Annotated in this window: 20 protein-coding genes; 5 read left to right on the top strand and 15 right to left on the bottom strand. The window is 37.6% G+C overall.

All coding sequences use genetic code 11. The features are described 5' to 3' along the window. Nucleotide 1: 1 nt before the first annotated feature. The 3 genes from D0469_RS01205 to D0469_RS01215 form a co-directional block, all read right to left on the bottom strand. The gene (locus D0469_RS01205; protein ID WP_117324838.1) at nucleotides 2-2,101 is read right to left on the bottom strand and encodes a BglG family transcription antiterminator; all 2,100 of its coding nucleotides are present in this window, start codon (nucleotides 2,099-2,101) and stop codon (nucleotides 2-4) included. 94 nt (nucleotides 2,102-2,195) lie between these two features. Then, nucleotides 2,196-4,109: a PTS mannitol transporter subunit IICBA gene (locus D0469_RS01210; RefSeq protein ID WP_117324839.1), complete on the bottom strand. Its 1,914-nt coding sequence runs from the start codon at nucleotides 4,107-4,109 to the stop codon at nucleotides 2,196-2,198. Nucleotides 4,110-4,614: 505 nt separating this feature from the next. Further along, nucleotides 4,615-5,004: a VOC family protein gene (locus D0469_RS01215; RefSeq protein ID WP_117324869.1), complete on the bottom strand. Its 390-nt coding sequence runs from the start codon at nucleotides 5,002-5,004 to the stop codon at nucleotides 4,615-4,617. 508 nt (nucleotides 5,005-5,512) lie between these two features. Here D0469_RS01215 and D0469_RS01220 point away from each other — a divergent pair. Beyond that, a complete protein-coding gene (locus tag D0469_RS01220) occupies nucleotides 5,513-7,900 on the top strand; it encodes a penicillin acylase family protein (RefSeq protein WP_117324840.1) in 2,388 nt (795 codons plus the stop codon). Nucleotides 7,901-8,338: 438 nt separating this feature from the next. On the opposite strand, the gene D0469_RS01225 is transcribed toward D0469_RS01220, so the two are convergent. The 3 genes from D0469_RS01225 to D0469_RS01235 all read right to left on the bottom strand — a co-directional run bounded on the left by D0469_RS01225 (nucleotide 8,339) and on the right by D0469_RS01235 (nucleotide 10,717). Then, entirely contained in the window at nucleotides 8,339-9,373 is a 1,035-nt protein-coding gene (locus tag D0469_RS01225; protein ID WP_117324841.1) for a GGDEF domain-containing protein, read from the bottom strand. Nucleotides 9,374-9,698: 325 nt separating this feature from the next. After that, on the bottom strand, nucleotides 9,699-9,893 hold the full coding sequence (locus tag D0469_RS01230; protein WP_117324842.1) for a hypothetical protein: 195 nt from the start codon (nucleotides 9,891-9,893) through the stop codon (nucleotides 9,699-9,701). 380 nt (nucleotides 9,894-10,273) lie between these two features. Beyond that, the gene (locus D0469_RS01235; RefSeq protein WP_117324843.1) at nucleotides 10,274-10,717 is read right to left on the bottom strand and encodes a cell wall hydrolase; all 444 of its coding nucleotides are present in this window, start codon (nucleotides 10,715-10,717) and stop codon (nucleotides 10,274-10,276) included. Between the two features lie 362 nt (nucleotides 10,718-11,079). On the opposite strand from D0469_RS01235, the gene cspC reads away from it, so the two are divergent. Both cspC and D0469_RS01245 read left to right on the top strand, forming a co-directional pair. After that, nucleotides 11,080-11,280, top strand: coding sequence for a cold shock protein CspC (cspC, locus tag D0469_RS01240; protein WP_010331195.1), 201 nt, complete (start codon nucleotides 11,080-11,082; stop codon nucleotides 11,278-11,280). A gap of 422 nt (nucleotides 11,281-11,702) precedes the next feature. Further along, on the top strand, nucleotides 11,703-11,918 hold the full coding sequence (locus D0469_RS01245; RefSeq protein WP_117324844.1) for a DUF6366 family protein: 216 nt from the start codon (nucleotides 11,703-11,705) through the stop codon (nucleotides 11,916-11,918). Nucleotides 11,919-12,084: 166 nt separating this feature from the next. Here the strand turns inward: D0469_RS01245 and D0469_RS01250 are convergent, their stop codons facing one another. From D0469_RS01250 to D0469_RS01270, 7 genes are all read right to left on the bottom strand, one after another. Then, on the bottom strand, nucleotides 12,085-12,483 hold the full coding sequence (locus tag D0469_RS01250) for a VOC family protein (protein ID WP_117324845.1): 399 nt from the start codon (nucleotides 12,481-12,483) through the stop codon (nucleotides 12,085-12,087). A 302-nt stretch (nucleotides 12,484-12,785) separates the two neighbouring features. Beyond that, on the bottom strand, nucleotides 12,786-13,235 hold the full coding sequence (locus D0469_RS01255; RefSeq protein ID WP_117324846.1) for a YfmQ family protein: 450 nt from the start codon (nucleotides 13,233-13,235) through the stop codon (nucleotides 12,786-12,788). 980 nt (nucleotides 13,236-14,215) lie between these two features. After that, nucleotides 14,216-15,514, bottom strand: coding sequence for a glycosyl hydrolase family 18 protein (locus tag D0469_RS01260; protein WP_158553316.1), 1,299 nt, complete (start codon nucleotides 15,512-15,514; stop codon nucleotides 14,216-14,218). 720 nt (nucleotides 15,515-16,234) lie between these two features. After that, the gene (locus D0469_RS01265) at nucleotides 16,235-16,450 is read right to left on the bottom strand and encodes a hypothetical protein (RefSeq protein WP_117324848.1); all 216 of its coding nucleotides are present in this window, start codon (nucleotides 16,448-16,450) and stop codon (nucleotides 16,235-16,237) included. 123 nt (nucleotides 16,451-16,573) lie between these two features. Next, a complete protein-coding gene (locus tag D0469_RS20905) occupies nucleotides 16,574-16,720 on the bottom strand; it encodes a hypothetical protein (protein ID WP_158553317.1) in 147 nt (48 codons plus the stop codon). After that, complete coding sequence (locus D0469_RS20910) at nucleotides 16,711-16,851, bottom strand: hypothetical protein (RefSeq protein WP_158553318.1); 141 nt, start codon at nucleotides 16,849-16,851, stop codon at nucleotides 16,711-16,713. The genes D0469_RS20905 and D0469_RS20910 overlap by 10 nt, the downstream gene beginning before the upstream one ends. Nucleotides 16,852-17,291: 440 nt before the next feature. After that, the gene (locus D0469_RS01270; RefSeq protein WP_117324849.1) at nucleotides 17,292-17,726 is read right to left on the bottom strand and encodes a S1 domain-containing RNA-binding protein; all 435 of its coding nucleotides are present in this window, start codon (nucleotides 17,724-17,726) and stop codon (nucleotides 17,292-17,294) included. A 651-nt stretch (nucleotides 17,727-18,377) separates the two neighbouring features. Between D0469_RS01270 and D0469_RS01275 the strand changes: the two genes are divergently transcribed. Beyond that, nucleotides 18,378-18,629, top strand: coding sequence for a transporter suffix domain-containing protein (locus D0469_RS01275; RefSeq protein ID WP_117324850.1), 252 nt, complete (start codon nucleotides 18,378-18,380; stop codon nucleotides 18,627-18,629). A gap of 133 nt (nucleotides 18,630-18,762) precedes the next feature. Next, nucleotides 18,763-18,978 (top strand): MarR family transcriptional regulator, encoded by a 216-nt coding sequence (locus D0469_RS22040; RefSeq protein WP_407675717.1) that lies wholly within the window; start codon nucleotides 18,763-18,765, stop codon nucleotides 18,976-18,978. A 220-nt stretch (nucleotides 18,979-19,198) separates the two neighbouring features. On the opposite strand, the gene D0469_RS01285 is transcribed toward D0469_RS22040, so the two are convergent. Continuing rightward, nucleotides 19,199-19,933 (bottom strand): polysaccharide deacetylase family protein, encoded by a 735-nt coding sequence (locus D0469_RS01285; protein WP_117324852.1) that lies wholly within the window; start codon nucleotides 19,931-19,933, stop codon nucleotides 19,199-19,201. 722 nt (nucleotides 19,934-20,655) lie between these two features. After that, on the bottom strand, nucleotides 20,656-21,630 hold the full coding sequence (locus D0469_RS01290; RefSeq protein WP_117324853.1) for a bile acid:sodium symporter family protein: 975 nt from the start codon (nucleotides 21,628-21,630) through the stop codon (nucleotides 20,656-20,658). Between the last annotated feature and the right edge of the window lies 1 nt (nucleotide 21,631).

The following is a 21,631-nucleotide window of genomic DNA, read 5'->3' on the forward strand; positions in this document are numbered from 1 at the left end:
TTTATCGATTTATTTTTATATTGGATTGAAGATAGAGTACAAAAATAGTTTCAAGCCTCTTGTATATCAATTCCTCATTTGCTGAAGAAAAAACCAGAATCGCCTCTTCGGACTCAATGATATTGGTACTGATCAAGCTTACTATCTCCTGCTCTCTTTTGCTTAATTCCGCAGGGGCCAGCATGAGCAGCAGGTTCTTCATCAATACTTCATTCCCGTCCATCCCCTTTACAAGACATGGGTCCGGCAGATGGGCGATCTGGAAAATCAATTCCCGTACATTCTTATCCCTCGCATGAAAAAGAGCGATATTGGTGTCGGGAATTCCAAGTCCACCCTTAGTTTCCCGCTCTCTCAGGGAATTTAATACAACTGCCGGATTTGACAAGAGATTTTCCGCCTCTGCCCTCAAGAGCATCTTTTCAAGAATCTGCTCTTGGCTCACAAGCATATCCATTCTGTAGAAACGGAAATTATGAATGATCGCTTCAATACTCTCCTGAACACTCTTAAGGTCTTGCAGCAAATCGGTCAACTCTATGTTTTGTTCAGCCTGTGCGGGCAAAGGATCACCAAGTTCGACTTGCTGATATCGTTTGCCTTTTGTAAGATTTTCGATATTGTTATGCAGAAAGGTTTTAATAGTCGTGATGTTTTCTTCACTTAAGAGCGGATTCACCAGGATATACTCGGCATTCATAAACGGCAGCCGTACGGTTGAAAGGATAAGATCATATGCTTTCATGTCCATTTGCTCAGATATATCCTTGATTGACTTGATGTCGATTGAATCTATCTCCGTTATTTCTTTTTTTATTCTGCTGGCCAGCATCTTTGAGGTTCCAATTCCTGTTGGGCAGATAACCAGTGCTTTGATCGACAAATTTTCTTCCATCAGCACTAACGCAGAGCCGAAATGAAGCACCATAAAAGCTATTTCATCATCAGGAAAATCAACTATATCTTTGAATTCCTCATCTACACTATTTTTAACAGCCATAAACAGGACAGGATACTTGCGTATGATTTCCTCTTTTAATGGATTAAAAGATTCCATTTTTTGTTTGATTCTGAATAAGGAAGGTTCCATGTGGGCAAGCAGCCCCTGAAATAAGGAGAAATCATTCGTTAAATCCATATGGATCTGGCTTGAAACAGACTGGATCACATTTTTTATCTTTTGGGCGAGTACGATGCTGTCATAAGGAATGGCCTCCGAACCCCGAAGCTTTGTACCTTTAAGAATCAGCGCCAAATAAAGGATATCTTGTTCTGAAAAAGCTATATCCAATTTGCTCTCAAGCCTTCTGCATATGTTTAGCATCACATCATATTCAGTGGCAATTTCCATCTCCAGTGTATTTACTTCCATTACGATGCGATATTGAGATTGAGCCCTCTGAAGCGTAATATAAGTATGTAGGACCATTTCCAGAAAGCCGCTGTCTGCCAGGCGTGAAGGGACATTGTGAAAAGAAGCATTGACATGGGAATTTACTTCCCGAAGATAGTCCGGTATAAAATAATGCAGAATCTTTTCTTCCGTAAGGGTTCCTTTTTCCAGCAGGAATAACTTTTCGATTAACTCATCATAAAAATATTGCAGGAAAAAGTGTGCAAGCGCTCGTCGTTTGTTAGCTTCTGTGCCAGTCAGTTCGACTCCAACCCCTCTTTTTCTCGTAAGCTGGAGCTGAAAATGTCTTAACCAATCTGCCAGCTCATCGAGGTAAGCGGCTAATGTCGCTGTACTGATGCCAAGATGGCTTGCCAAACCCTGAATTTTATATAAATCTTCCTCAAGGATTGCCAGCAGCAGCCGCAGTTTTCTTTCCTGCGGCGGCTGGTCAACTGCCTCACTGCTGGTCAAATGCTGGATCAGCCGGAATATCTGCTCATTTTTCCCCTCAATAACAAGCCCTTGATTTATGTTTCGTGTGAGCCGAAGATCAAACTGCTGAATAATCTTTTCCACTGCCTTTAAATCTCTTTGAACGGTCCTTGCACTGACATTTAGTGAAGATGCAATCGACAAAGCGGTATGTTTCCCGGAGGTTTTGATAATCAGTTCTATAATTGCTTTTTCCCTTGTGGTTATGTACATGGGATGATCATCTCATTCCTGAGTGAAATGTCTAAAAAACAATGAATAGAAAAGCGAAGAAATACGCTTTTCTATTCATTGAATTATTTTTTAATTATTTCTTGCCAATGAAATCGAGAATTTCCTTAGCTGTTTTAGCTTCAGTCATTTTTTCAATATTTTCCATATCCGAACATGTTACCGCAATTCCAGACAAAATTTCAAGATGTGTGCCGTCTTTTCCGGCAATGCCGAAAATCAAACGTGCTTTTTGTCCATCAAAATCAACGCCATTTGGAACCTGAAGGACTGTAAAGCCGGATTTAATAACATCCTTCTTCGCTTCTTCCGTACCATGCGGGATCGCAACATCATTTCCCATATAAGTGGAAGTCATATTATCCCGGTCAATCATCGCTTCGATGTAGCTCTCATTTACGTAGCCTGCATTGACCAAGGCTCTTCCGGCAAAGCGGATCGCTTCATCTTTATTGGCAAACTCCATGTTCAGGAAAACATTTTCCGGACGGAGCAAGTCGTCATTATCTGCCGTTTCCTGATCGTGATTATCAGTACCATTCTCTTCTGCATCATCCACAACCTCGTAAAGCTCTGAGCTGGCCGGGAACTGAAGCTCACCGATTAGTTTATCGTACTCCGGACTGGATAGGAAGTTGTCCACAGAAATGTGATAAGCGTTTGGCACCTTATTGCGCGCTCTCGGAGTCAGCTCCTCCTGAGTGATGACAATCTGGGCATCTGCTGGAAGATTGCTTATCGCCATATTGGTAACGGAAATATCCATTCCAGCTTCTTTAACTTTTTTACGCAGAAGGGACGCACCCATTGCACTTGACCCCATTCCAGCGTCGCAGGCAAAGATGATTTTAGTGACATTGTCAGGCATAGCTCCTTGATCTGCTGTGAAGACATTTGATACGGAGCTTTTCTTGCCTTTCATTTCCTGCATTTTTTGAGCAGCTGCTTCAATATCTTCTTCGCCCTTCTTCCCTGTTTTTAAAATGAAGGAAGAGGCAATGAATGAAACCACTGCAGCCACTAGCACCCCGGCATAGTTAGCCATAAATGCACCGGCATTGTGAGGCGTTACGGCTGTGATTGCAAGAATACTTCCCGGTGAAGACGGAGCGAATAAACCGCCATCTAAAAGAACTAATGTAAATACACCGCTCATTCCGCCAAGGATAACAGCAATGATTAGCATTGGACGCATAAGGATGTACGGGAAATAAATTTCATGAATACCGCCGAAGAAGTGAATGATTCCAGCACCTGGGGCTGACTTCTTCGCAGCACCTTTACCAAAGAACATATAGGCGAGCAAGACACCGATGCCCGGTCCAGGGTTCGCTTCAAGAAGGAACAAGATGGACTTCCCTGTTTCTTTTACCTGCTCAACCCCAATTGGCGAAAGGACACCGTGATTGATTGCATTATTCAGGAACAACACTTTTGCCGGTTCAATCAGAATGCTTGTCAATGGAAGCAGTCCAGTTCCAACCAGCCAGTCAACACCCTCTACAAGCCAGCCAGTAAAGGCGTCAATGACTGGGCCGACACCCATGAAAGCAAGGATAGCAAGAATGGCACCAAGGATCCCTGCAGAGAAGTTGTTTACAAGCATTTCGAATCCAGCGCGGACTTTACCTTCAATCATCTGATCAAATTTCTTAATCACCCATCCGCCCAGCGGACCAATAACCATGGCGCCAAGGAACATCGGGATATCTGCACCTGCAATGACACCCATCGTTGCAATAGCACCGACAACAGCACCACGTTGATCATGTACCAGCTTACCCCCTGTATACCCTATTAAAATAGGAAGCAAGTAGGTCACCATAGGACCAACCATTTTGGCAAGGCTTTCATTTGGAATGAAGCCAGTAGGAATAAATAAAGCTGTAATTAAACCCCATGCAATAAAAGCAGATATATTAGGCATAACCATTGAGCTAAGGAAGTTACCAAATTTCTGTACAGCTACTTTTATATTAGATTGAGCCATATACTCTCTCTCCTTATAGTTTCGTTCCTTAACATACTATCCTACAGTACTAATGGTATCAATAAAGTTAAAAACCAACTTTGTCGCACACCATCAGACAAAGTTATTGTTTCTCAGAATATGGCTGCTTATGCTTGACAGAAAGATTTGTTAACTCATTATTTATCTACAAACCAAATATATTAAAACTAAATATCCTATAAGAAATTCTCCAAATGGAGTGCAAAGGAAAGATAAAGCACACCATTATTATATGCATATAAATTTTTAAACAAATATTATTACCCCATCAATACACCTGCCCATTTTCCTCTAAAATTGCCGCCAGGAACTTAAATATCTTAACCTTTTGTTAATTTGGCTTCCTATTGCTTCTTTCCATTCCTATGATTCCTACAAAAAGTCAATATCATAATTACGTTTGGTTTTTTTAATCCTTTTTGTTCCTGACATGCCTGGCACACTAAGAAAAGCTGCCAGTAATGGCAGCTTTATGGAAACCTACTTATAGATCTTTTTGATTAACATTTAGTTCAATCAAATTACCATCCGGGTCGGCACAGAAAATTTGTGCGAATCCGCTTTTTCCGAATGGTTTTTCCAGAATTTCAACTTTATTTTGTTTTAACCATTTAATAGTGTCATAGTAGTTCTCGACTCTAAGGGCAAAGTGACCTTCTCTGCTGGATAAGCTTTTATCCCGACGAATCGTCTGTGAGGAGGGATCGACAATCAAGTGAAGTTGATGTCCCTCTATTTCATACCAAGCACCTGGAAAATCAAACTCCGGACGCTGTGTTTCTTTTAAACATAAAATTTTACCATAGAAATCTTTTGCTTTTTCCAAATCTGTCACAGTAAGACTTACATGATGGAGGCATTTATAGTTAATCAATATCTTCACTTCTTTCATGTCAACAAATTTATGGATTAAACATCTACTCCTAATATTTGTTATTTCACTATACAGAATTCACCCTTTCCCCCTCATTTAAACGTTTCAAATTACCTATTTATTCAAGCTGACATCGTCTTTTGATATGAGTATTTCTATCTAAAAAATTTCTGCCTGCTATATGCTGGATCCTGTTTTTTCGAATAATTGGGCAATGAGACTTAGTAAATAAAGTAAATTTGAACGATGTAAATATTCTGAATATTTTGTATTATATGGTTGGATTTACCAAAAAATGTTTAGGAGGTGGCTCCTTTAATAGCGTATGTGTAACCTAAATAAAGCATCTTAGATTCTACTACAATGAATTAAAAATTAAAATTGCCTTTTAAAAACGGCAGCCTTTACGATTTCTCTCTCATGATAGTAATTTGCAAGCGAAGAATCTTAAGAATGCAATAAAGAAAGATTCAGGAAAAAATATGTTTATTCCAAGGAGTGATGGTCATTGAAAAAACTTGCTTTGATGACACTTGCCAGCTTGCTTTTGGTGTCAACTCCCATTCTGAATGCTGGTGAAGCTGCACAAAATTCAAAACAGTATAAAGTTTCCGGACTGGAAAAACCAGCGGAAATACTCGTGGACCGCTGGGGAATCCCTCATATCTATGCCGGCTCTAAAGACGATGCTTTTTTCGTTCAGGGTTTTAATGCTGCACGGGACCGTCTATGGCAAATCGATTTATGGAGAATGCGCGGTCTCGGGAAGCTGTCTGAGGTGATGGGACCTGAATATGTGGAACAGGATAAAGCAACAAGACTATTTTTATATCGTGGAGATATGGAAAAGGAATGGAAATCCTATGGACCAAATGCAAAAGAAATAGTGAACTCTTTTGTAAGCGGTATCAATGCGTATGTTGAAATGACAAATAAGAATCCGGATCTTTTGCCTCCAGAGTTCAAGATGCTTGGCTATAAGCCATCAAAATGGGAGCCGGAGGATGTGGTTAAGATTCGCAGCCATGGACTGACGCGAAACGTAAACAGTGAGGTCGCACGGGCGCTGACCCTAAGAGACCACGGCGCTGAAGCAGAAAAATTACGTCAAGGGTTACAGCCTAAATGGGAAACAAGCGTTCCAAAAGGCTTAGATCTTAATGTTATTCCGGAGGATGTCCTGAAAACTTATGCTTTGGCCACACAAGGCGTTTCTTTTGATAAATATTCCGGGAAGCTCCAAACTGAAAATCTGACTGACCGCATTCATGACGCATCCAGCCTGGGAAGCAACAACTGGGTTATTGCTCCTAAGAAGTCAAAAACGGGACGGCCAATTCTGGCCAACGATCCGCATAGAACCCTTGCGGTACCGTCCCTTCGTTATATGGCCCATTTATCCGCTCCAGGAATGAATGTTATTGGCGGCGGTGAACCGGTATTGCCTGGGATTTCCATTGGGCATAATGGAACGGCTGCGTTCGGATTAACGATATTCGCCATCGACCAGGAAGACCTGTACGTTTATGAAACCAATCCAAATAACCCTTCGCAATACAAGTACAACGGCGGATGGGAGAATATGAACCAAGTTTCTGAAACAATTGCGGTCAAAGGCAAGAGCGATGAAAAAAAGGATCTGGAGTTTACTCGCCATGGACCTGTCATTTATAAGGACGAAAAGAATAATCGGGCATTTGCTTTAAGAGCAGCCTGGCTCGAACCGGGGATGGCCCCTTATTTAGGAAGCCTTGCCTATATGGGTGCTGAGAATTGGAATGACTTCAGCAAAGCAATGAATAACTGGGGTTCCCCTTCTGAGAACCAAGTATTTGCCGATACAAAAGGAAATATCGGCTGGAAACCTGGAGGATTGACTCCTGTTCGTAACAACTGGGATGGTCTGCTTCCTGTACCGGGTGACGGCAGCTATGAGTGGGACGGATTCCTAAACCAAGAGAATATGCCTTCCGAATTTAATCCAAAGAAGGGCTGGCTTGGCTCTGCCAATCAAATGAACCTGCCTGCCAACTATAAGTATAAGCTTGGCTTTGAATGGAGCGCACCTTACCGTTATCAGAGAATTGAGGAAGTTTTAAATAAGATGAAGAAAGTTGGAATTGAGGACTCCCTCCGCCTGCAGACGGATTACTCATCCATTCCTGGAAGAAAGATTACAGCTCTTCTCGATGGCATCAAAACAAAGGATAAAAAACTAAAAGAAGGCTTGAAACTGCTTCAGAAGTGGGATGGAAATCTATCCGCAGATTCAGCGGCTGGTGCTTTGTTTGAGGTATGGTATCAGAATCATCTTCGAAAAGCAGTGGTACAGCAGATTCTGCCAAAAGACGCAGCAGACGATATTGGTTCCGGCGATCCGGTTGTTATCCTGAATATCTTGGAAAAGCCGGATAAACGCTTTGGTACTGCCCCGAAAAAAGTTCGTGACCAAATCCTGTTATCCAGCTTAAAAAATGCAATTGCACAGGTAGAGGGGCTTCTTGGCTCACGCATGAAAGACTGGAAATGGGGAGATTTGCATCATGTCTATCTGGAACACCAGCTGTCCCCGCTTGTAGATGAAAAAACAAGAAAAATTCTTAATGTCGGGCCTGTACCGCGTGGCGGCAGCGGCGATACCGTTGGTGCGACCAGCTATTCAAGATCAAACTTCCGCCAAACCAGCGGAGCAACCTACAGAATGGTATTGGACGTTGGTAAATGGGACAATTCGATTGCCGTAAATAGTCCTGGCCAATCTGGCGACCCAGAAAGCAAGCATTATGATGACTTATTTAAAAAGTGGGCAAACGATGAAGCAATCCCGCTATTGTATAGCCGGGAAAAAATTGAGCAGGCAACAGAAGAACGGATTATTTTACTGCCCGGCCAGTGAAAATACTAAATGAGCCGCATGCCGAAGGTTATTAATTAGGTATTTGATGACTTTGTTTAGTTAGCTTTCTCACTACGGTTTATTTCCTTAATGACCTCCGAATATGTGTTGTTCAAGCATTTGGACGCACAAACACGGAGGTTTTTTTCCTCCTCTCCTTTCCACGTATAAAAAATGACTATGTTATTTTGCCTCTATATAATAGATACTTTTTTTCGATAGTTTTCCTCTTATACCTGCAGCCATTAATTATGTTCCTCGGCGCCAAATTTATGATCTCACGTACAGTAAGAGGCAGCCTGGGGAACTGTCTCTTTTTGCAGTTCTGTTTGTCTGCTTGTTATGCTGACTAGATCTTTACATTTTCGAACAAATATCGCTAATTTTACCTACTTATCTCTACACAAAAAAGGATGCAAAATTCTACTTACAATTTTTTTATTCAAAACTGAACATGACCCTATTCTTCCCGCTAACCTTTGCTGAGTATAAAGCATGGTCTGCACGCTTTAACATGGTTTTTGCCTCATCGCCTTTTTTAATACTTGATATTCCAAAGCTTGCCGTTACTGTGTCGACTTCGCTAAAAGAATAGTTATTTACAGCGATCCGAAGTCTGTCAGCTAACTGAATAGCCCCTTCCGCAGATTGGTTAGTCGATACTATGATGAATTCGTCGCCACCCCAACGTCCGAAGAAGTCGGTATCATAAATGTTTCTCTTTACTATGGAAGCAACCTCTTTGAGAACACTGTCACCTACTTCATGGCCGTATAAGTCATTAATCTGCTTGTAATTGTCAATATCAAAATAAATGATCGAGAAGGTACTATCCTGCTCGTTGGATCTGTTGATTTCATTTTGGATCCAAATATCGAGCATTCTTCGATTGCCAACATCAGTCAAAAGGTCTTGAAACGCCATTTTTTTAAGCAAAAATGATTCCATGTACACGGAAAGAATCTTTAGAAAATAATAAAGTACAATAATGTATATCAGGTTGGAGATGTAAAAATGAAATAATGGATATAGTGATGCATACTCGTATTCTTTGAAGCCGATAACCAGCGTAATGATGTAGATAATTAGAGAATATATCAATGCGGCATTTCCAGGCATTGTTATAAAAATACCAATAAAGAATAATGGGAACCATACTACATAGAAATTAAAAGAATGATTGCCTAATTGTTCTGTTAATGAATAAATCCTTTCCAAATGCATGATGGTAAGAAAGCCAATCATAATTTTTTCAGCAATGTTCATCCAAAGATTCCGATAATATAAAAACCACACGATGATTAAGACTATAGCAATCGCAAGTGAAGTGATAGAACTAATGGAGCTATCAAAAGGAGAAAATAATCCAACCGATGTAACTGCGATAGATATGAAAGGGATTGTTATAAGATAAAGCTTACGTTTCAATGCTGCAAAACTAATTTCAGCTGAATCTCTATCTATTGAAAGCATAAATACCTCCTAATAACTTAGCTCGGGGTTTGAGCTAACAAGTGGGTGAAAAGTAATTATTTGTTTTCATAAAATAATAATATTTACCCTATATAATGTCGGCATATATTTAAATAAGTTTATGAGTTACTCTATCTTTTATTATGAAAAAAATGAACAAATTCTTAAATGTAGTGTCTCGTTCATGATATATGGTGCGGGGCCAGTCGGTCTTTATGATAATTACCCCACATTTACCCAACAATAACTTGGTGCTCTGATTGAAAACAAACTAAAAATATTTGGAGTGTAAATGATAAAAACCTATATATAGAATGAAGGAATTTCAACGAAAACTGTTGGAAATTACATGCTGAAGGAAATTTATAAAATGGTTTGATTCCTGTAAAAGATAAGGGAGATGGCCTGAAGAAACTACTAACTGGTTTGGCAGCAGCAGCAATGGCCTGGGGAATTTGGTTTTTGCGGCTTCAGCCTCGATGTTTTCTTCCAAGTTTTCACTGTATTGTTCTTTAGTCATTCCGTTAACACCAATAGCTTTTACGCGAAGGAATCCCAGCAGCTATATGATACGACCAAGGCTCGGCCGCACACCTGCCCTGTTTAGCTCAACAAAAAAAACCGGCGAAAAATTGCCGGTTCTTTTAGCAAAGCACCCTTTAAGTACCATATTACACAATCTCGCTTCCCTGGATAAATACTTTTAATAAATGTTTGATATATAAAAAAAGGGAGCAACTGATGAACCAGGAATCTCACCTTTTATTCCACGAGATAAAATACACCAAAAACAACGATTGAAAAAGCAGGCTGTTATTACCTAGTTTGTTGATTGGTGACCCCGTTAAGATCAGTTGGAGCTGTTCCGAGGAATTGGTACAAGATACTCAAAGAGTATGCTTAACTTCCGATATAAACACTCTCACAAGTTCCAGCTTTTGGTTCATAATAACAATGATTTTTATATTGACCTGAGAAAGGTTGACCGTACCATGTTGGCGGACACGGACCATATGGATTAAAATACCAAAGGGCAAATTTCGCTGGGTGTTGTCTCCAATAATCCAAAGTCTTTTGTGCTAATCTTTTTTCAACAGTTCTCGCTCTATTATAAAATACATTCCCTTTTTGGACAGCTTCGAAAGAATAATTTCCTCCTTGTACTTGAAAAATAACATGTGAAATTGTTCTTAAATTTTTAAAGTCTAAACAATTTGCTTTAAGACGATTAACAATTACATTTCCAACATATAACATTCCTTGTTTTCCTTCACCTTCGGCTTCTGCTCTCATCATCCTTGCCATTAAGGCAACGTCTGTACTTCGGTATGATACTCTTGGCATTTTCCCACCCCAAATATATAGTATGAAAAAAACCTAAATTGATTACAATATTTATAAAAAAGAATGCTTAGTTCTTAAAGTTTCAGTTTTTAAGTAAAATGGCAACTATGTCGTTTTTTTTATGCCTTTATTCAACTATACTCTCCGTTAGCTACCAAAATGGCAGCCGTACTAGTGTAAAGCACCCGTAAATTTAGTTAAAGCCTAATGAATTGCAATATTTTCCGTATCCTGTTATGATATATAAGAATTATTTTTGTTCGGTGTAAAGGGATAGCATGAGTATCGACTTTTCGTCTTGGGAATCACTTTGGGCAAGAATAGTAATACATTGAGTGGTAACACACTAGGAGGCAACAAAAATGGAACAAGGTACAGTTAAATGGTTTAATGCAGAAAAAGGTTTTGGCTTTATCGAACGTGAAAATGGAGACGATGTATTCGTACACTTCTCTGCAATCCAAAGTGAAGGCTTCAAATCTTTAGACGAAGGGCAAAAAGTTACATTTGACGTTGAGCAAGGTGCTCGTGGGGCTCAAGCTGCTAACGTTCAAAAAGCTTAATCTTTAATTATACAAACAGGCTCTATATAGAGAGCCTGTTTTTTTATGCTCTCTCTTTAATAACCAATAAAAAACTCTACTCAATGTTCGAGCAGGTGGTACAAGTAATATAAAAAGGTTTAAAGATTTATAGGTAGATATGGCGGGATATCTATGTGGTCTTCGTTTACCATGTAATAATCTAGCAGGCTAGAAATGGCCACTTTGCTTAAGTAAAGCACCCATTCGTTTAAGTATTTTACTTTACAAAATCAAAACTAATTAAGCTCTTTAATGTTAACTGTTTTCTAAAAGATGGTTGGAAATAAATATGAAAATTTGTTAATTACCATAATGTGTTAAAAAGTTATAAATCATAAGGGAAGATATCTAAAGAGTATTAAGGAACATTTGTTAGAATTACAGAAAATGGGGGTGTTATAATGAGCGAAGACAAAGAAACACCTGGAAGAAGAAGAGAAAGACTAAGGCGAGAAGAATTAAAAAGAAACCCAACTGGAAATATGAATGATGCGTTTAATAGGGCTGAAACTGGAAACCTTGCTGATTTAGTAGGCAGTTTAGGTTGGAAGGGTACTGGAATACTTATCCTTATTATCATAATAGGTTTTATTGTCGCATCAATATACTTGAAATAATGTGACCTCTTTTTGATTCGCATTCTATTAACCTTTATGAATTATGGTCAAAATATTATCAATCTATACGACAAACAGCCGTAATATAAGGAGGTATCACTCCTAATGAATGATACCTTGTTTGCTTTTAAATGAGCTTTTATTTCATGAAAGCCACTTAAGACTTTCACAAAGGAAGATTTAGTTGCCACGATACTCCAAACCGGTCATTAAGCCAACCAAACCTTTGACTAAAACCATAATCACCAATTGGCATAAGTGCTTGCCCATCCTCGATAAGTTTCTGATAAAGGTTGTTAATTTCTTCTTCAGTATCACAAGTAACAAATATTGAGAAAGAAGGAGTAAAGGAAAACTGATGCTTCACATTACTGTCAATGCACATAAATTCTTGCCCTTTTAAGGTAAAAGTAGCCTGCATTACAGTTCCTTCGTCGCCAGATTCATTCGTTCCATACCGGACAATACTTGTAATTTCTGAATCGTCAATGATTGATATGTAATGATTCATCGCTTCTTCTGCTTTACCATCTTGAAACATTAAGAATGGTGTAACTTTTTCCATTAAAAATCAACTCCTTTAGTCACTTAATTAAGCTTCATTAATTAATATAATGAATTTACGTAAGGTAACTTTAATTTAATGATGACATTTCATAAAAAATAAATCAATTCGGTCATACTTCTTCTTCAACCTACCCCTTTAGTAGATCAAGAAAAAAAGCCTTTACTCCAATTGAAGTAAGGCACCCGTTTGTTCTATAGAGACAATAATTGAGATTTATCCATTACTATATTTACATTACAAACAATAACCGATTTATGGCAATATGGGTTATTATATTGTATATCAAGCCATTTCTTTTGTTACATTTTACTAAATCCCTTAGTTGATATAGTAAAATTTTGTAGATAATCAGAACTAAGACTGTAAGAAACAACTTTCTTCTTGCACTGCTTGACTACATCAACGTGGTCATCGAAACTATAAACAAAGATATTTACATCTTTTTTGCTTCCTTTTACGTTGATGACAAATGGAATAACATCAGTCTCCGGATGGAGAAATAATTTTTCATTACCTGGAAATATATAGTGTTTTTTCAAAAACGTTGCTTCATTAAAATAGTCAGTAAACCTAATTTTCTCTTCCTCTTCTATGTGCTTTCCGTTAAATGTTACAATAACATCTTCTGAATTAAGTTTTGGATGAATTGCAAATTTACTTAAAATCCATGCCACAACTGCACTTGGAGGACTCAATAAAAATTTAATAATACCTCCAATCACTATCGAAATAACAACAGTCCATGTCATATCATTTCAACCCCTTAAGTAATAATATCTGGTTACTACTTTATCTGTAAGTACTCGTTTTAAGCATAGTTTTTTAGTGAAGATTATCACAAATACATTTAACAAACCATTCAATTCTCAAGAATTTTAACCAACCACTTAGTTTACAGAAACTCCATCTTCTCCCATCCAGACTTTACTGTCCGCTTTGAAATCAACAAATCCTGCCTCCGGTCGAACTTACCCTGCTCTGAAGATACTAATTTATTATAATGAAAAATTAATCTTTTGTTAAGAAATAATACTTAACTTAAAACAAGATTGAAAAAACAGTGAAAAAAAATCTAGTCTATGACCAATACCTCAATTGGTTGAATGATATCAGAGCTAAAACGATTTTTTTCATTGTTCTGCAACTGATTAATAATGCCATATAACTAATATTGATCACCATATTCTATGGTTCCGCATTATTGGTCTATTACCTTCGGCTTCACCTATAACTTCATGTTAGTCAGGATTAGTGCGCTTACATTACGGTTCTTGAATAAGAAATCATGGAATAAGCATACGAATTTGAAACTCAAATTGCATAAGCATAATTTTTATTAATACTCCAAGATTAACCCAAAGGTTTCAGTTATTAGACTTTAACCTGATAGAGCAATAACAACTATTGCTAAAATAATCCAAGAATATAGCTTTCCCTATTAATTTCTGTACAATTTCTTTTTTAATCATACCAATTAACACCTTTTCATTTGTGTGAAAAATGGAAATTCCTTATTGAACTAAACTCCGTTAGTGAAACAAGAAAAAGCTGCTCGAAAGCAGCTTCGGATCGTCATAAGCAGTATTGTCGACCTTTAATACAGAAAATCAACAAGCTATTTCTGCTGCTGTTTTCGGTTAGTGATTATCGATAATCATCGAGCAGGTTCGATCTTGCTTTAAAAAATGCCCCGTATCATCATTACAGGGCAGTATAAACAGATTTTGCTTTATAGTTTAGAATCTATGGTATTCCAGTAAGTGTCATCGAAGTTATGACCCAATCTCCAAATCCCAATTCCTTTTAATCCTTCCCGCTTTATAATATCCAACTTATAGGCAATACTTTGAGCGTTTTCAAACCAAACTTGATGAACAACACCCTTTTCGTCTTTATAAGAGAAGTGGGGGGTTTTGGAAACACTATCAAATCGAATCGTAGCTTTGTATTTTTTAGCTATTTCCATGATTTCTTCAAAACTATGGGATTTTGTTTGCCCTTTTAGGCTCCAATCATACCCGTAAGAACCTACTCCTAATAAGATTTTATTCGCAGGAACCACGCTTTTGGTATATTTAATGACATTGTTTACCCATGAAATGGAAGCTACGGAACCAGGATTGCTGGATTTATAGTGTTCATCATAGGTCATAACGAGCATATAATCGACATATTTACCAATAGTTTTATAATCATATGCGTATACCCATGTGTGCCTTGGATTGTCGCTAGTCTTTGGTTGCAGAGATACAGATAGAACAAACCCCTTTGGTTTCAAAGCTCCTGAAAGTTCTTTGATAAGAGTGGAATATCCATTTCGATCAGCATCATCAACGTTTTCAAGGTCAATGTTTACCCCTTTGTATCCGTTATTTTGCAAGATAGATAGAATATTATTTACCATGCGATTTCGATTGGTTTTACTACTTAAAATCTGGTGAGCCACTTTAGAATTAAATTCATTTCCTACCATAAGGGTTGGCTTAATATGATTTTCATTCGCCAATGCAAGTTGTTCAGCAGGAACCGTCCCATGAATGTTGCCATTTCCGTCTACCACATGAGTAGCTGTTGCGATCGAAGTAAGACTATCGTGCTGTTTTTTCATAATGTTATACGAACTTACATCATTTAAATTATATTTAACTGTAAACCCTAGAACTTCTTTATCTACTGATTTATAAGCTATAGGATTGGGGGGGCTGATTTTTTCCGTTGCTTTTGGAGCTGTCGTTTTGACAGGAGTTTTGGATGTCACAACTGGTACTTTTAGTTTTTGTCCAATTTTTACTGTATCCGTCTTCAACTTATTTATCTTTTTTACATTCGCTACGCTAGTTTTATAAGATGCTGCAATTCGGTATAAAGTATCCCCACGCTTTACCGTATACAAGGACGTTTTAGAAGCGGTTGTAATCGTTGTTTTTGAAGCAGCAAGAGACAAAGATGGAGTAAAAGAAACCGTTAGTAACCCTGTTGCTACGATACTTGCAATCATTGTATTCTTTATGTTTTTTCGCCATTTCATTTTTGAATAGCCTCCTGTTGTCATTTTTTTAGTCTATAAAAATGTTCAGTATAGACTTAATCATAATATGTATATCGACAATAGGCCGTTTTTAGTAAAGTACGAACCGCTAGTTCTAATGGATTATTTTTTTCTGACTAAATAGTAACATGCACAGCCGAAAGATTGTTTTGAGAGATGATAACTTATACTTGGTTACCCACTCTTTCCTATTCTTATTATGGGCTTATGCAATAGACAACTGTGGATTCCTTTTCTTCAAATCCTATATGCTAAATATCCATTGGTTTTTAACCGATAACAAAGTCTCCTGTAATCGAATGTTTTGCCCTTCTTGCCCTGCGGATTGATGAATGACAAATCAATCTGCTTCTTATGTTTTTGAACTCCTTCAGCAACCGTTGAAAGAGCATTACAAAAATCATGCTTCTGTAAAGAGTACAAATTCGTGTGCTAATTCCATAACTAAAAAAAAAGACAGATAACTGTCGTCATTTAAACTTTTCTTATTCAAATATAAGCACCCATAAGTATAAGTACATTTATTCACAAACAGTATATTCCCTTTCATGTATGGCAGGAATGTTGCTATTTTATTTAAATAAGAAATATGTGTGCTAAGTGATGTCAGGGCGTTCCCAAAAAGAGTGTTAGGGCATGTAAAATCGTAAGGCATAGGTTGTAAAGCTATCATTAACCCGATAGTACAATAAGAAAAAGCTACCTAAATGGCAGCCCAAAAAATAGTTCTATGTCCTCCCGAAGATTAAGTCCTTCTAGGTTGTATTTTTTTATTTCTTTCCCTTTTTTCAGTTCCTGATTTGTCTGTGGAAAACCATTTGCAACCAATTCCGCTTTCAAAACGAGCCCTATTTCACATGCATCTTTATCCACATCCACGCTTTCCATTTGGTGCAGTTTTATGGTGTTTCTCATACTAAATCCTAAATTACATTAAATGATTCTCCCAGGTTTTCCTAAAGAGCCACTCTATGGCAGCCCAGATCTTAAACCCTTTAGTTAATTTCAATAATTCACAATCTTGCTGGTCTGAACTAATTAGACGACATCTGTCCCCTGTTCAAATATGGCTTTTTGGATATTTCGTTCTTTTTCCTTCGTACCCGCACCGCCAAGTGATGCACAGCTTCTCCAAAATTTATCCTTTGCCTGCTGCCATGGCATTTCCTTTGCAATTAAACCCATGTATTGTTCCACTTCTTCATCTGAAAGCCTTCTTCTTGTATCAATATCCCGAACATCCCCGATGTTCCAAATACTCTCCGGTCAAGCAGGATGTACAATCGAAAAACCATCATCCAGAAGGAAAATTCCATACTCGCGATTTTCCTTAATAACCTTCATAATATCCCTCCTCATTAAAATATGTGATGCATTATATATTCTTTTATTTGGCGTCGAAATCCTTTATTTTAGTGAAGGAAAATAGAGCGAGTTAATAAACAATCAAGTTAACGTAGCTTTTTAGAGGAAGAGTGAAAGTTGAGTATAATTCGTGTGAATATCTATCGGAGGTAAAGGCGGAAATTTAGCGGGTTATTTAAAAATATAAAAATCATCGTTATCCATGGAGATTAAACAAAATAACCCCGGTTCAATACCGAGTCTACTTTTTAGCAGCTTAGGTGCTTTTTTAAACTGTCCGTAAAATGGGGCACAGTTCAGCCTAGCCTGGGGTTTTCTTTTCTATAAAAAAGGCAAGCCATTTTATAGGCTCGCCTTTATCTATATGATGAAGAGATGAAAACGCTGCAAGTTAACCGCGTCTTCCTCCTCTTCCACCTCGTTTTCCTTCAGTGTTACGTTTTAGAGAAGATAAGCTTTCTTCACTGCTCTTTAAGAATTGGGACATTTTATCTTCAAATGTTTCTCTTGGTTTAAAGTTACCTCTAGAACGATCATTCCCTCTTCCTTGAGGTGTGCGGGGACGCTGCTTAAATGTAGATTGTCCTTCAGGTTTATCTATGGTTTGCTTGATGGACAAGGCAACCTTTCCTTCTTTCTCACTCATCACTTTTACTTCAACCATATCGCCTATTTTCAGATGGTCATTGACATCTTTTACATAACTATCAGCAACTTCACTGATATGCACAAGACCTGTTGTTCCTCCAGGTAATTCTACGAATGCTCCAAAATTAGTGATACCAGTTACTTTACCCTGTACCTTACTTCCTATTTCAATTGACATTAAAGTAATGTTCCTCCTTGATATGTTAATAACAGTTTATTATAACAAGGGAATAGTTAAATATCAAATTTGAAACTTTAAAGTATGATCATTATTTTTTTATATTAATTAACTTAAACTTTTACCGTAAGTTCTATGGGATGTTTATTAGGTATAATCCTCAATAGAAATGATCGTCTTTCTTACCGGACCAATTTCTAATAATGCCATAGTTAATACTGTGGTTTAAGAGTATGAGTCCATAGACACCAATATGTCTATGATAAGGATAAAGAAAACATTGAAAATGCAAAGGGGTGTTAAGTAGAATTTAATGTGAAAAATTAACTTCTTTATAAAAAAGTTTAATCATTTTTATATGTTTAATAGCCCCCCTTACCGAATTTAAAACATAATCATAAAGTCGTTTAGAATTAGGTTTCTTCTATTTCGACATTAAGTTATCTGAATATACTTCACAATGGTTGTTCTGAACATTAAATAAAGCGACCTCTTGCAAAGAAAATGGCAGTTCAACAATGTATTGGACCAAAAAGTATTTTCTCTTAGTTAAGAAACTAGGAATTTATTCATTTATTTGTCTTTTAAAAATTTCTGCTGTAAAATATATTTTAGTTAACTTAACTTAAATTCGATTCAGGGTGACTTTCATTGAAAAGTAAAGTTTTATATAAGCTAGGTTGGTTATTTATTATTATTTCGTGTTTATGTTGGCTTCTTATTGCTATTATCCCTTTTTTACCATTTTCTACTGGTGTAAAGGCAGTTAGTGTTACAGCTTCTATTGTGTTAGCTGAAGTTTTTTTCTGGATAGGGGCTTTATTGGTTGGTAAAGAAGTGGTAACAAAGTATAAATCATATATGAATCCAAAGAATTGGCGAATGAAAAAGGAAGATCAATAAATGGGACAACAAATTGTAGCTGTATCTCACCTGTAATTAGAAATGATTGAGGAAATATGGCTGCAATTTCATCAAGTGGAGAAACATTTTATGCCGTTTCAGTTAATAAACAACAAGAAATCTCCTGACTTATATCATTCGTAATCCGCAAAAGTCTCCGTCGTTTTTTGCGGACCAAATGGGGATTTCGAAAAGTGCAATTAGCCAGCTAATTAATAAGTTAGAAAGTCAGCAGTTTATGAAAAGAGTTCAATTAACAGAAGATAAACGTTCAAATGTTTTAGATTTAGCTGAGAACGGCATCAATAAGCGTATGACCAGTTTTACAAACAATTTAAATGATAAATGAAAATCAAAAATATAGTTACAGAGCCTTTTATATAAGGACATATCCCCTGTTTAAACTGTACCGGCATAAAACTAATTCTATATATAAATTACAAATTCTCTCTTAAACTGAACTCCCGTTAGGAAAGGGAGCTGCCGCAGAAACTCCCTATTCTAAACAAACGCACCCGTTTTTCCCTTGGATCCAGAAGAAAATGGGCTTACCCAGTTAGTAGATGCCTTCATTCTCCATCCACTATCTTTGCAAAGTCATCAAGAGTTGTTGAATACTTGATATAGAGTCGTGGTAAAAGATATAGTTCATCTTTTATGCCCTTCACAGAAAATGGTTCAGGAGTTGTCGTAAGTCCAAACATGTAGTACTTCTTCGTTTCTTTTACCACCTTGTTATTAACATTTCCGTATGGATACGCAAGAGCAATAACTGGTTTGTCCGTTATTTTTTGAATTTTATCTCTGGAATCTTTCAGTTCATATTGATATATTTTTATTTTCGTTAAATCAGGATGTGTAGCCGAATGAGACTGGATGGAGAATACACCCGAATCAGCCATCATTTTTAAATCCGATTTTGATAGTCGGTTGGAACGGCCGATAAAGTCAGAAATTACAAAAATGGTACCAGTTGGTTGGAAACGTTCGTTTTTCAGTTTCTGAAAGATTGCAAATGCATTCAGATTGTTTTTGTATCCATCATCAAATGTAATGAAAATGGGCTTATTTACTTTAGAAATGTCTTGCCACCGATCAAAAGTTAATAGAGTGTAGCCATGATCTCGTAAATAAATCATTTGTTCCTCAAAATTTTTAGGGGTTACATATAACTCCTTGGATCCCTGTCCTTTGAACTCGTCGATTGAATGATAAATTAAAATAGGTACTTTTCGTTGAGCAAAAACTTGTGATGGAAAAATTAAGATAAGAAGACATAAGAAAAACATTGCAGCCTTTTTCATAAAACTCCTCGCTTTATATCGTTTTTATATCGTTCAATTTATTGTTCCTCATTTTTTGTTTACTATGATTTCTCCTGCATTTCATTCCATCTTCCATCTGACTCATTTGTTTAAAACTAATAAGAAAAACCGGCTGGGAATGGCAACCGTTTCTTAAAGTAAACGCACCGTTAATGAAACAAGCATCAAGGTAATTGCCATACCGAAAGACTGGTTCTAGTGTCATTTTTGCCTGTAAATATTTTCAAACTCAGGTTCATACGCGTATTTAAGTAGTTGTTCAAGTTTGTCTTGCTCCATACTTCTTTGGTATTGTCTTTTTATGGTGTTACAGAAGTTTTTTTTATGGTAGTTTAAGCGGTTTCAGAATTGCTTTAATGGCCAGTTATGATTTTTTCCTGCATTTTATATGTACGGGAGATGGTAAATCAATATGTGATTACCGCCAAGCGGTTTTTCTAGCGATCAAATATGGACTTGGCTTCTTTTTCTTTTGTCCCGGGATGTAAGATAGATAACTTCGGACACAAAACGAGACAGACTAATTATTATTCTCTAACAGGCGATCTCCCTTGATAAGGTAACCAAACTATACTAACAGTAGAAAAAACACCTCCAAGTTGCTTTTTAGGTATTCCATACCCGTTTTTCAACTTAAAGGTGTTTTTTATAGTCTCGCTTTATGGGGTCAGTCCCGTGTCTATAGGATCATTTTTACTATATTAAAGCCTGGCCTCCACCGGATGGACTGATGAGTCCTCTTTACTGTTTCCAGCAGGTTTCTTTGACCAGTAAGTTGCGAGGATTGGTCCGGAAATGTTGTGCCATGCAGCACCCAGGACACTTGGGAGGGCTGCCAGCGGCCCGAAGTGTGCAGTTGCCAGTGCAACTCCTAACCCGGAGTTTTGCATGCCAACTTCAATCGAAATCGCTCTTCTATTCACTTCATTTTGCCCAAGCGCTTTTGCTGTTAAATAGCCAAATAGAAGCCCAAATCCGTTGTGAAGCATCACGGCAGTAAAAATAAGGAACCCGGACGTGGCAATGCTGGCAGCATTGCCTGAAACTACTGCACCTACAATAGTAATAATAGCTGCAACCGAAATAAGCGGTAAAACGGTTAAGCTTTTTTCAACTGCCGCAGGGAAAAATTTCTTAATAGCCAACCCTAAAATAATCGGAAGAATGATGACCTGAATAATGGACTTAAACATGGCAACCGCATCAACCGGCATCCATTGTCCTGCCAGCAAAAGCAGAAGCAATGGTGTCATGATCGGTGCCAATAGTGTTGATACAGAAGTCATGGCTATCGACAACGGAACATTCCCTTTTGCCAGATACACCATAACGTTAGAGGCTGTTCCTCCTGGTACACAGCCGAGCAAAACCAGCCCAGCAGCTAATTCGGCTGGCAAATTTAAGAGTTTGGCAATGAGAAAAGCGACAGTTGGCATGATGATAAACTGGGCGCAAACTCCAATTAGCACCGGCAGAGGCTTGGTAAAGATTATTTTAAAATCAACTGCCTTCAAAGTCAGCCCCATTCCAAACATGACTACACCAAGCAATATCGTAATATATCCCCCCAGTCCCAAAAATGGCTCTGGAACCAAAAAGGCAATGACAGATATTAAGATAACCCACACAGCAAAATATTTTCCCGCTATCGTACTGATTGCTTCTAAAGCTTTCATT

The organism is Peribacillus saganii (assembly GCF_003429095.1).
Classification (GTDB): domain Bacteria; phylum Bacillota; class Bacilli; order Bacillales; family DSM-1321; genus Peribacillus; species Peribacillus saganii.